At 74.3% G+C, this 11,567-nt stretch carries 11 protein-coding genes; 5 read left to right on the top strand and 6 right to left on the bottom strand.

The features are described 5' to 3' along the window. Positions 1-40: 40 nt before the first annotated feature. The 3 genes from ABTW87_RS24050 to thrS all read right to left on the bottom strand — a co-directional run bounded on the left by ABTW87_RS24050 (position 41) and on the right by thrS (position 3,926). On the bottom strand, positions 41-1,099 hold the full coding sequence (locus ABTW87_RS24050) for an aldo/keto reductase (protein ID WP_350653216.1): 1,059 nt from the start codon (positions 1,097-1,099) through the stop codon (positions 41-43). A gap of 127 nt (positions 1,100-1,226) precedes the next feature. Further along, positions 1,227-1,739, bottom strand: a complete 513-nt coding sequence (locus ABTW87_RS24045) for an HIT family protein (RefSeq protein WP_350653274.1) — start codon at positions 1,737-1,739, stop codon at positions 1,227-1,229. Between the two features lie 171 nt (positions 1,740-1,910). Then, a complete protein-coding gene (thrS, locus tag ABTW87_RS24040) occupies positions 1,911-3,926 on the bottom strand; it encodes a threonine--tRNA ligase (RefSeq protein ID WP_350653215.1) in 2,016 nt (671 codons plus the stop codon). 191 nt (positions 3,927-4,117) lie between these two features. Here thrS and ABTW87_RS24035 point away from each other — a divergent pair, with 191 nt between their 5' ends. Next, on the top strand, positions 4,118-4,933 hold the full coding sequence (locus ABTW87_RS24035; protein WP_350653214.1) for a DUF1775 domain-containing protein: 816 nt from the start codon (positions 4,118-4,120) through the stop codon (positions 4,931-4,933). Positions 4,934-5,036: 103 nt separating this feature from the next. On the opposite strand, the gene ABTW87_RS24030 is transcribed toward ABTW87_RS24035, so the two are convergent. Further along, complete coding sequence (locus ABTW87_RS24030; protein ID WP_350653213.1) at positions 5,037-5,957, bottom strand: ADP-ribosylglycohydrolase family protein; 921 nt, start codon at positions 5,955-5,957, stop codon at positions 5,037-5,039. Positions 5,958-6,030: 73 nt separating this feature from the next. Here ABTW87_RS24030 and ABTW87_RS24025 point away from each other — a divergent pair, with 73 nt between their 5' ends. Beyond that, the gene (locus ABTW87_RS24025; RefSeq protein ID WP_302921056.1) at positions 6,031-6,720 is read left to right on the top strand and encodes a response regulator transcription factor; all 690 of its coding nucleotides are present in this window, start codon (positions 6,031-6,033) and stop codon (positions 6,718-6,720) included. A gap of 29 nt (positions 6,721-6,749) precedes the next feature. Beyond that, the gene (locus ABTW87_RS24020) at positions 6,750-8,153 is read left to right on the top strand and encodes a HAMP domain-containing sensor histidine kinase (protein WP_350653212.1); all 1,404 of its coding nucleotides are present in this window, start codon (positions 6,750-6,752) and stop codon (positions 8,151-8,153) included. 203 nt (positions 8,154-8,356) lie between these two features. Here ABTW87_RS24020 and ABTW87_RS24015 read toward each other — a convergent pair whose 3' ends face one another. Next, positions 8,357-9,382: an adenosine deaminase gene (locus ABTW87_RS24015; protein WP_350653211.1), complete on the bottom strand. Its 1,026-nt coding sequence runs from the start codon at positions 9,380-9,382 to the stop codon at positions 8,357-8,359. Further along, positions 9,379-10,173, bottom strand: coding sequence for a trans-aconitate 2-methyltransferase (locus ABTW87_RS24010; protein ID WP_350653210.1), 795 nt, complete (start codon positions 10,171-10,173; stop codon positions 9,379-9,381). Before ABTW87_RS24010 ends, ABTW87_RS24015 begins: the two co-directional genes overlap by 4 nt. An 84-nt stretch (positions 10,174-10,257) precedes the next feature. Between ABTW87_RS24010 and ABTW87_RS24005 the strand changes: the two genes are divergently transcribed. Together ABTW87_RS24005 and ABTW87_RS24000 are read left to right on the top strand one after the other, a co-directional pair. Further along, positions 10,258-11,241, top strand: coding sequence for an aldo/keto reductase (locus ABTW87_RS24005; protein WP_350653209.1), 984 nt, complete (start codon positions 10,258-10,260; stop codon positions 11,239-11,241). Next, positions 11,235-11,504 (top strand): hypothetical protein, encoded by a 270-nt coding sequence (locus ABTW87_RS24000; RefSeq protein ID WP_350653208.1) that lies wholly within the window; start codon positions 11,235-11,237, stop codon positions 11,502-11,504. Before ABTW87_RS24005 ends, ABTW87_RS24000 begins: the two co-directional genes overlap by 7 nt. Positions 11,505-11,567: the final 63 nt, after the last annotated feature.

Genomic DNA, 11,567 nt, shown 5'->3' with positions numbered 1-11,567 from the left:
CTGCCTCCCCTCCCCGGCCTGGGGGTGCGGGCCGGTGGGATCAGGGGCGGGCGGTGGGGAGGGTGGGGCTGGGCCAGTAGGGACGGTCGGCCTCGCGGAGGGCGGCCGCACGCACGGCCGCCAGCTGGCGTTCCACCTCGGCGAACTGGTCCGGGGTGAGCGGGCCCCACGCCAGCGCGGCCGCGTTCTCCTCGACCTGGGCGACGGTCCGGCAGCCGGGAATCGGCACCGTCCGGTCGCTGCGCGCCCAGATCCAGCCCAGCGCCCCCTGGGCGAGGGTACGGCCGTCGGCGGTCAGCGCGTCCCGTACGGCGTGCACTCGGCGCAGCCACTCCGGCGCCGGCCGGCCACCGCGGAACCACTCGAGCCAGCCCGGCGCGTGACCGCGCAGGTCATCGCGGGGAAGCGTGGAGCCGGTCGTGTACTTGCCGGTGAGCAGGCCCATGCCGAGCGGTCCCCGGGCGATGCTGGCCAGGTCGTACTTGTCGCAGACGGCGATCAGCTCGGGCGCGTCCCGCAGGACCGACAGGTTGTGCTGGACGGCGGTCGCGCACCGGGCGCCCTGGCCCCAGGCGGCGGCCCGGTCGACCCGGTCGGTGCTCCAGCCGTACGCGCGGATCAGCCCGTCGGCGACCAGGTCGTCCAGTGTGTCGATCAGGGCCGCGGCACGGGGCACCGGAAGGTCGCCCAGGTGCAGCTGGTACAGGTCGATGCGGTCGGTGTCCAGCCGGCGCAGCGAGGCCGTCACCGCCCGCCGCAGGTACGCCGGGGACGCGTCCTGCCCCGTCGCCTGCCGTGCCCGCTCGTCGAACGTGTAGCCCCACTTCGTGGCGACGACCGCCTCGTCGCGGCGGCCGCCGAGGGCCCGCCCGAGGATCCGCTCCGAGTGCCCGGCGCCGTAGGTGTCCGCCGTGTCGAAGAAGGTGACGCCCAGGTCGAGGGCGCGGCGTACCGCCAGGACGGACTCGTCGTCGTCGACGGCGCCCCAGCCCAGTGGCTGGTCGCCCTCCGCCCACGGGCCGCCGATCGCCCAGCACCCCATGCCCAGGGCGCTCACGTCGATGCCGCTGCGCCCCAGCGTCCGCCTCATGACTGCCATCGACGCATCCTGTCATCCCCGCACCGCCGGAGGGGCCCGATCCACGCGCGCGGCGCGGCCTCCTCGGTGCCGCGACCTCGGCCACCGGCGGGGTCCGATCCACCCGGCCGGCGCGGCCGGTCATGCCTCAGGAGGGCCAGGCGCTGGACAGCAGCTTCCGGGTGTCGCCGAGCAGCTGCGGCAGGACCTTGGTACGGCCGATCACCGGCATGAAGTTGGCGTCGCCGCCCCACCGCGGCACCACGTGCTGGTGCAGGTGGGCGGCGATGCCGGCGCCAGCGACGCCGCCCTGGTTCATGCCCAGGTTGAAGCCGTGCGCGCTGCTGACCTTGCGGACGACCCGCATGGCCGTCTGGGTGAACGTCGCCAGCTCGACCGTCTCCGGGCCGTCGAGGTCGGTGTAGTCGGCCACGTGCCGGTAGGGGCAGACCAGCAGGTGCCCAGGGTTGTACGGGTACAGGTTGAGCACCACGAACACGTGTTCGCCGCGTGCCACGACCAGGCTCTCCGACTCCGGCCGGCCGGGCGCGAGGCAGAACGGGCAGCCGGTGGGCTTCTCGTACCCGCCCTCGGGCCGGTCCTCGCCGGAGATGTACGTCATCCGGTGGGGCGTCCAGAGCCGGTCCAGGCCGTCGGCCATGGCGCCGCTGTCGGTGTGTCCCTCCGCCCCAGTCACAGCAGCGATCCTACGGCCCGGCCGCGGGCGCCGCCGATCGGCACCGCGCCGGCCCGTCGGCTGGGACGGACCGGTCGCGGGCGCTGTTAACAGGGGACCCCTCCACTACCGGAGGCGTTAAGAGGGGGCCCTTCCTTACACCTGGGCGGCGGTGGGGCCGACGTTGGAGCGGGAGGTCACCACGTCGAGGACGTGGGTGACCGCCTCGGCCATCGGTACGCCGTTGCGCTGCGAGCCGTCGCGGTACCGGAACGACACCGTGCCCGCCGCGACGTCGTCGTCGCCGGCGATCACCATGAACGGGATCTTCTGCTGCTGGGCGGTGCGGATCTTCTTCTGCATCCGGTCGTCGCTCGCGTCGACCTGGGCGCGGACGCCCTCTGCGCGCAGGGCGGCGACGAAGCCGTGCAGGTAGTCGGTGTGGTCCTCGCGGATCGGGATGCCGATCACCTGCACCGGCGCGAGCCAGGCCGGGAACGCCCCGGCGTAGTGCTCGGTGAGCACGCCGATGAAGCGCTCGATCGAGCCGAACTTGGCGCAGTGGATCATGACCGGCTGCTGCCGGCTGCCGTCGGCCGCCTGGTACTCCAGGCCGAAGCCCTTCGGCTGGTTGAAGTCGTACTGGATCGTCGACATCTGCCAGGTGCGACCGATGGCGTCCTTGGCCTGGACCGAGATCTTCGGGCCGTAGAAGGCCGCGCCGCCCGGGTCGGGCACCAGGTCGAGGCCGGTGTCCAGCGCGCACTGCTCGAGCACCGCCGTCGCCGTCGCCCAGTCCTCGTCGGAGCCGACGAACTTGTCCGGCTTGGAGTCGTCGCGGGTCGACAGCTCCAGGTAGAAGTCGGTGATGCCGAAGTCCTTCAGCAGGCCGAGCACGAAGGCCAGCAGGTGCTTGACCTCGGCCGGCGCCTGCTCCTTGGTGCAGTACGAGTGCGAGTCGTCCTGGGTGAAGCCGCGCACCCGGGTGAGGCCGTGGATGACGCCCGACTTCTCGTACCGGTACACCGACCCGAACTCGAACAGCCGCATCGGCAGGTCGCGGTAGGACCGCCCGCGCGAGCGGTAGATGAGGTTGTGCATCGGGCAGTTCATCGCCTTGAGGTAGTAGTCCGTGCCCTCGAACGCGATGGGCGGGAACATCCCGTCGGCGTAGTACGGCAGGTGCCCGGAGGTGTGGAAGAGACCCTCCTTCGAGATGTGCGGCGTGCCGACGTACTCGAAGCCCTCCTCGATGTGGCGGGCGCGGACGTAGTCCTCCATCACCCGCTTGAGCACGCCGCCCTTGGGGTGGAAGACCGGCAGGCCGGAGCCGATCTCGTCGGGGAAGCTGAACAGGTCCAGATCCGCGCCGAGCTTGCGGTGGTCGCGCCGGGCGGCCTCCTCGAGCAGCTTCAGGTACGCCTTCAGCTCGTCGCGGGTCGGCCAGGCCGTGCCGTACACCCGCTGCAGCTGCGGGTTCTTCTCCGAGCCCCGCCAGTACGCCGCGGCGGACCGCATCAGCTTGAACGCCCCGATCAGGCGGGTGTTCGGCAGGTGCGGACCCCGGCACAGGTCCGACCAGCAGACCTTGTCCTCGGTCGCGGCGAGGTTGTCGTAGATGGTCAGCTCGCCGCCGCCCACCTCCATCACCTGGGAGGAGTCCAGCCCGTCGCCCTTGAGGTCGATCAGCTCCAGCTTGAACGGCTCGGCGGCCAGTTCCGTCCGCGCCTCGTCCAGGTTGCGGAAGCGGCGGCGGTGGAACCGCTGGCCGGACTTGACGATCTCCTGCATGCGCTTCTCGAGCTTCGCCAGGTCGTCCGGCTGGAACGGCTTGTCCACCGCGAAGTCGTAGTAGAAGCCGTTCTCGATCGGCGGTCCGATGCCGAGCTTCGCCTCGGGGAAGACGTCCTGCACGGCCTGGGCCAGCACGTGGGCGGTGGAGTGCCGCAGCACGTCCAGCCCGTCGGGGGTGTCGATGGCCACCGGCTCGACCGCGGTGTCCTCGCTCGGGGTCCAGTCCAGGTCGCGCAGCTGCCCCTGCGGGTCACGGATGACGACGATCGCCTTCGGGCCGCTGGTCGGCAGGCCGGCCGCCGCCACCGCGTCGGCCGCCGTCGTCCCGGCGGCCACGACGACGGGGTCGGCCACGACGGGGTTACGGGGTGCGGACACGCTGGCTCCTCAGGGCAGTCGGTACGGATGCTGCCGATGCTATCGGTAAGGAAGGGCCCCTTCTTATCGCCTCCGGTAGTGGAAGGGTCCCCTGTTAACGGCAGGTCCGTTGAACCTTTCCGTCCCCGCGTCCGAACTACCGGGTGTGGCCGGAGCCGGTTCCGGCCGCGTCGACACGGATGGGGACGACCATGGCGAGGACGCGAGAGGGGCGCGTACGCCGGGCCGGGGCGGTCGCCGCCCTGGTCGCGGGGACGGTGCTGGCCTGGCCCGGCACGGCGTACGCGGTGGATGTGAGGATCGAGCCGGCGCAGGCCCGGCAGGGTGACCCGGCGAAGGTCCTTTTCGTGGTGCCGGAGGAGCGGGCCGGCACCCGCACCGAGCGGATCGAGATCCGGCTTCCCGCCGACGCGCCGATCGCCGAGGTCTACCCGATGTCGGTCACCGGCTGGGCACCGCGCATCGACACCCGGGAACTCGACGAGCCGATCCCCGGCGTCCACTCGTCAATGCTGAGCACCGTCGCCAGCGCGGTGACCTGGTTCCGCATGCCGGGCGCCCCGGCCGGTCCGGCCCGGCTCACCCTGTCGGTGGGCCCGCTGCCGAAGGTCGACCGGCTGAGCTTCGAGGTGCTCCAGACGTACGCCGACGGCACGGTCGTCCGCTGGTCGGGCCCGGCGGGCGAGAAGGCGGCGCCCGCGCTCACCCTGCTGCCGCCCGCGCCGGGCGCGGCGGCCGGGGGTGGGCACGGCCACGGCGCGGCGCCGGGCGCGCCGGGCGCGGCCGACCCGGAAGGTACGGCGGAAGCGCCGGTGGCGAAGGACGGCGGAAACGCCAACGCCCTGCTCGCCGCCGGACTGCTCGCCGGCCTGGGCGCGGGGGTGGCGGGCGGCTGGCTGCTCAGCCGGCGTCGCCGTCGACCGGAGGCCGGCGAGCGGTCCGAGCTACGGGCCGTCCTCGACGGCGAACCCACGGCCGGCGACCCGCAGCCGGTGGGCCGAATGTGATCCACTCGATGCCACCGGCATCGCGGGTTCCGGCAGGCCCGGATACCGCCGTGCCGCCGGCACGCAGTCGATCTCGCCCAGCCGGAGGCCGCTCGGCCGGCGGTCAGGGCAGCCAGTCGGGCAGCGGCTCGCGGGCGTCGATCCATCCGGTCGGCACTCCGCCCGGCGTGCCGACGCCCGTGTACGCCCCGACGATCGCCCCCACGATCGCCGCGGTGGTGTCGACGTCCCCGCCCGCCTCGACGCAGGCCCGGATCGCGGCCGGGTAGTCGTCGAGGTGCCCGGCGGCGACCCAGCAGGTGAAGGCGACGGTGTCCTGGGCGGTCACGCGGGACCCGTTGCCGAGCGCGTCCACCGCCTCGGTCAGGGGATGCCCGATCAGCCCGGCGGCGCGCCGGACGCCCCGGTGCACGTCGCTCGCCGGGTCGAGCGCGGCGGCCACCCCGGCGAGCAGCCGGTCGGGCTCCGGGCGGTGGCCGTCCAGCCGGCCGCGGGCCGCCAGGGACGCGGCCACCGCGACCGCGACCGCGCCGGCGACGCCGTCCGGGTGGGCGTGGGTCACCTCCGCCGACGCCCGGGCCTGGGCCGCCGCCCGGGCGGTGGAGTCGGCGAAGTACGCCCCGAGCGGGCCGACCCGCATGGCGGCGCCGTTGCCGCACGAGCCCTGCCCGTCGAAGGCCGACGCGGCGGCCACCGGCCACGGGGTGCCGGTGCGGACCAGCCGCAGGATGGCGACGGCGCCCGGACCGTAGCCGCGGTAGGGCTCGCAGCGCTCGGCGAACGCGAGGGCCAGCGCGTCCCGGTCGATCCGCCCGGTCCCGGCGAGAGCCGCGACGACCGAGCAGGCCATCTCGGTGTCGTCGGTCCACGCCCATGGCGGCGGGGGCAGCCGCCCGGCGGCGAGGTCGGCCGGACGCCGGCCGGGAACGAAGAACTGGGCGCCGAGCGCGTCACCGACCGAGAGGCCGGCCAGGGAATCCCGGGCGAGCGCGAGTCGGGTGTCGGCGAAGAGGGTGAAGGACATCGTTGTACCAGCTTGCCGGGTTTGCGGGGGTGCCGCAACGCGATCAACTTGCCACGACGAGTACCGTCTTGGCGTGGCCACCGTGCTCCTGGTCGAAGACGACCATGTCGTCCGCGGCGCGATGCTGCGTTCCCTCGCCGACCGGGGGCACGCGGTGCACGCCGTCGGCACCGCCCTCGACGCCCTGCGCCGGGTCGCGGCGGAGACCCCTGACCTCGTGGTGCTCGACCTCGGCCTGCCCGACCTCGACGGCTCGGACGCGCTGCGCATGCTGCGCGGCATCACCGACGTGCCGATCATCATCGCCACCGCCCGCGACGACGAGCAGTCGGTGGTCCGGCTGCTGCGGGCGGGCGCCGACGACTACATGGTCAAGCCGTTCACCGGCGCTCACCTGGACGCCCGGATCACGACGGTGCTGCGCCGCGCCGGCCGGGCCAGCCGCACGGTCCAGCCCGCCGTGCACGTGGTCGGCGGGCTGCGGGTGGACGTCGGGGAGCGCAGCGCCCACCTCGACGGGGAACCGCTGGCGCTGACCCGCAAGGAGTTCGACCTGCTGGCGTATCTAGCGGCACGGCCGGGCCGGGTAGTGTCCCGCCGGGAGCTCTTGGAGGAGGTATGGCGGCAACCGTCGGTCGGCGAGGACCAGACCATCGACGTTCACCTCTACTGGCTGCGGCGCAAAATGGGCGAGTCCGCGGCGAAGCCGCGCTACCTGCGCACCGTGCGGGGGGTGGGCTTCCGGCTGGTGGCTCCGGACTGAGGCGGACGCTGGCCCTGGTCACGGCCGGCATGTGCACCCTGGTCGCGGTCGCGCTCCTGGTGCCGCTCACCGACAGCCTCGGCGACCGGGCCCGGGAGGAGGCGATCGCCGACGCGGCCCGCCGCAGCGCGCTTGTCACCGGCGCCCTCGCCGTGAGCACCGTGCCGGAGGTCGTCGAGCGGGCGGTCGCCGCCAGCGGCGGTGATCCGGCCACCCGCCCGGTCGTTCACGGGTTGGCCGGCGAGCCGTCCGGTGGCCGGGCCGCCGCGGCGGACCTGGAGCGGGCCCGGACGGAGGGTCGGTCCCTGGTCGTCGACGTGGACGGCGGCGTCGTGCGGCTCGACCCGGTGGTGCTCGGCGAGCGGACCGCGGTGGTCGAGGTCTTCGTGCCGGAATCCGCGCTCTCCGCGGACGCCGGCAGCCGCTGGCTGCTCCTGCTGGGCGTGACTGCCGCCCTGGTGGGAGCGGCGGTGCTTGTGGTCGACCGGGTGGCGGCCCGGACGGTCGACGCGGCGCGCGGCCTGGTCAAGGGGGCGTCGGCGCTCGGCAACGGCGACCTCAACGTCCGGGTGGAGCCGAGCGGCCCGCGGGAGCTGGCCGAGGCCGGGTACGCGTTCAACCGGATGGTCGGCAGTCTCGTCGCCGCCCGGGCCGACGAGCGGGAGCTGGTCGCCGACCTGTCGCACCGGCTGCGGACCCCGCTGACCGCGCTCCGGCTCGACGCCGAGGCACTGGACCCGGACGACACGAGCATCGGGACGTTCAGCGAGGCGGAGCTGGACCGCCGGCGGGGGATCCGCCGGATCCGGCAGGCGATCGCCACCCTCGAGGGCGAGGTCGACCAGCTCATCAAGACGACCCGCAAGGCGGTCACGCAGGAGACCGCGCCCGCCACGTGCGACGTCAGCGAGGTCGTCCGGGAGCGGATGGTGTTCTGGTCCGCCCTGGCCGGCGACCAGAACCGGCCGCACCGGGTCACCGGGGCGCAGCTGCGCATCCCGGCGCCGGTGCCGCGGGCCGAGCTGGCCGCCGCGCTGGACGCGGTGATCGGCAACGTGTTCCGGTACACGCCGCAGGGCACCGCGTTCGAGGTGGCGGTCTCCCGCCGGGACGGCTACGTGGCCATCCGGATCGACGACGCGGGGCCGGGCATCGCCGACCCCGACCGGGCCCTGCGCCGGGGCGCGAGCGACCGTGGTTCGACCGGCCTCGGCCTGGACATCGCGAAGCGGGTGGCGTTGCAGGCCAACGGCTCGGTGAGCATCGACCGGGCCCGGCTGGGCGGGGCGAGCGTGGTCATGCTGCTGGCCGACCCGGAGGCGACGCCGCGCCAGGTCAGCCGGTTCGGCCTGGTGGGCCGGATGGCCCGGGACGTCCGCGACCAGAAGGGCGGGGGCCGCCGCTGGCCCCGGCCGCGCGCGTCCGACGGCTGATCGGCGCCGGCTGTGGGCCGACGCAAGTTCTCCTTAGATCCGGGTTAACACCGGCGACGTTCCGCCGGGTGCCTGTCAGGATCGAGGCACGAACCCATCAGTTCCACCGGCCACCTGCCCCGCGCACCCGCGGCCGGTGGGGCCGTGCGCGCGGCGGGAGAATCGGTCCCCCCACACCTCCTCCCGCCGCGCGCCACTCCTCGTCAGCGCTGTGCGGCCACCAGGTACGCGTCGATCTCGTCGCTGACGCGCCGTTTCGCCGCCGGGTCGAGGAACGACGCGGTCACCGCGTTGCGGGCCAGCGCGGCGACGCCCTCGGGCCCGAGACCCAGCAGCCGGGCGGCCACCGCGTACTCGTCGTTGAGGGTGGTGCCGAACATCGGCGGGTCGTCGGAGTTGATCGTGACCAGCACCCCGGCTCCGACCAGCCGGGGCAGCGGGTGGTCCTCGATCCGCGGCACGGCCCGGGTGCGCACGTTCGAGGTCGGGCAGACCTCCAGGGCGATCTGCCGCTCCGCCAGGAACGCGAGCAGCCGCGGGTCCTCGGCGGCCGCGATGCCGTGCCCGATCCGCTCGGCGCCGAGGTCGCGCAGCGCGTCCCAGACGGTCTGCGGTCCGGTGGTCTCCCCCGCGTGCGGCACCGACCGCAGCCCGGCCGCGCGGGCCTGGTCGAAGTACGGCTTGAACTGCGGCCGGGGCACTCCGATCTCCGGGCCGCCCAGCCCGAAGCTGACCAGCCCGTCGGGGCGCTCCTCCAGACAGATCCGCAGGGTCTCCTCGGCCGACGGCAGGCCGGCCTCGCCCGGGATGTCGAAGCACCAGCGCAGCTCGATGCCGAAGTCCGCCTCGGCGCGCTTGCGGGCGTCCTCGATCGCCTCGCAGAACGCCGGCGCGGGGATGCCCCGGTGCACGTGCGAGTACGGGGTGACGGTCAGCTCGGCGTAGCGGACCTGCTGGCGGGCCAGCTCGCGGGCGACCTCGTGGGTCAGGATCCAGACGTCCTCCGGATCGCGGATGAGGTCCACGACGCTCAGGTAGACCTCGATGAAGTGGGCGAAGTCGCGGAAGGCGAAGTAGTCGGCGAGGGCGGCCGGGTCGGCCGGCACCGGGCTGCGGCCCTCGTGCCGGGCGGCCAGCTCGGCGACGATCCGCGGCGAGGCGGAGCCGACGTGGTGCACGTGCAGCTCCACCTTGGGCAGGCCGGCGATGAAGGTGGGCAGGTCGGTCACGGGTTCTCCTCTGCACGGGCGCCGGTTCGGGCCACGACGAAGACGCGTCGGAATGGGAAGTACACCCGACCCTGCCGTGGCGGGTACGCCTCGGCGAGCCGTACGCCCAGCTCCGCCCGGAAGTCCGCCCAGCCGGCGGCGTCGAGTGCGGCGCGTACCGGGCGCAGCGCCGTACCCTCCATCCAGCTCAGCACGGGGTGGTCGGCGTCGGCCGGCGCCGGGAGCAGATGCACGTAGGTAGTCTCCCAGGCGTCCACCGCGCAGTCCGCGTCGGCCAGCAGCGCCGCGTAGCCGACCGGGTCGTCGACGGGCGCCTCCCGCAGCAGCGCGCCGAGCACGTCGCGCCAGGCGGGACGGGTGGCGACCGCGCGCAGCGCCCGGTGCGAGGGGGCGTCGAAGTTGCCGGGCACCTGCACCGCGAGGACGGCGCCGGCGGGCAGCTCGCGGGCCCAGCGGGTGAGCAGCTCGCGGTGGCCGGGCACCCACTGCAGCACGGCGTTGCTGACGACCACGTCGGTGTCCGGGTCGGGGTGCCACCGCCGGACGTCGGCGACGGCGAACTCCACCGAGGTCTCCAGCGCGCCGGCCCGGGCGATCATCTCCGGCGCGGAGTCGAGGCCGGTCACCCGGGCGCCGGGCCAGCGGTCGGCGAGGGTGGTGGTCAGCGTGCCGGGCCCGCAGCCGAGGTCGACCACCGCACGGGGGCGCGCGGTGGGGACGCGGGCGAGGAGGTCGTGGAATGGTCGGGACCGCTCGTCGCCGTAGCGCAGGTATGTCGCCGGATCCCACATGGCAGCCTCCCAAACCGTACGTACGTCTTGTTTACTGTACGGCCCGGCGCGCGGGCCGGCAAGCGGATCACTAGGCTCGGGGCCATGCAGGAGCGCACCTTCCCCCGGCTGGAGCGGACCGTCGGTGTCATCGGCCTGGGCGCCTGGCAGCTCGGCGCCGACTGGGGCACCGTCACCGAGGACGACGCGATGGGCGTCCTGGCCGCGGCCGTCGACGCGGGCGTCTCGTTCCTCGACACCGCCGACGTCTACGGCGACGGGCGCAGCGAGGCTCTGATCGGCCGGTTCCTACGCTCGCGGCCCGGCGCCGGCCTCACCGTGGCGACGAAGATGGGCCGCCGGGTCGAGCAGCGGCCCGAGGCGTACAACCTCGCCAACTTCCGGGCGTGGACCGACCGGTCCCGACAGAACCTCGGGGTCGACGTCCTCGACCTGGTGCAGCTGCACTGCCCGCCGACCCCGGTCTTCGCCGACGACGCGGTCTTCGACGCCCTCGACACGCTGGTCGCCGAGGAGCGGATCGCCGGGTACGGCGTGAGCGTGGAGACCTGCGACGAGGCGCTCACCGCGATCGCCCGGCCCGGGGTGGCGAGCGTCCAGATCATCCTCAACGCGCTGCGGCACAAGCCCCTGGAGCGGGTGCTGCCGACGGCGGCCGCCACCGGGGTGGGCATCATCGCGCGGGTCCCGCTGGCCAGCGGGCTCCTCTCCGGCCGGTACGACGAGCACACCACCTTCGCGCCGGACGACCACCGCACCTTCAACCGGCACGGCGAGGCGTTCGACGTCGGCGAGACCTTCGCGGGCGTCGACTTCGCCCTGGGTCTGGCGGCCGTCCGGCGGCTCGTACCGCTGGTCGGTCCGGATCGGACGATGGCGCAGTTCGCGCTGCGCTGGATCGTCGACCAGCCCGGTGTCACCGTGGTGATCCCCGGCGCCCGGGACGCGGTCCAGGCACGCGCCAACGCCGCCGTGGCCGGGCAGCCGGCAGTGTCCGACCGGGAGCGCGCGGTCGTCGACGAGGTGTACGACGAACTCATCCGGCCGCAGGTGCACGACCGGTGGTGAACGGGACGGGCGCCCCGGGCGGCCGGGGACGGGAGGGCATGTTGAGGGGCTGGCTGTCGATGACGCTGGGCCTGCTGGCCGTGGTCCTCGGTTCGCTGTGGACGGTGCAGGGGCTCGGGCACGTCGGGGGCAGCGTGATGTCCGGCGTACGGCTCTGGGCCGTCATCGGCCCGGTCGTCGCGCTCGCCGGGCTGGTCGTGCTCTGGCTCGGCCTGCGCGCCCGCAACCGCCGCCGGGCCGACACGGCTCCCGACCGGCGCTGAGTCGGCGTCCGCCACGGCGCCGAGCCGGCCCGGACAACGGGAAAGCCCCGCATCCCGGACGGG

The organism is Micromonospora sp. NPDC126480 (genome assembly GCF_040302465.1).
Lineage (GTDB): Bacteria > Actinomycetota > Actinomycetes > Mycobacteriales > Micromonosporaceae > Micromonospora.
This window is presented reverse-complemented; position numbering and strand designations above follow the sequence as displayed.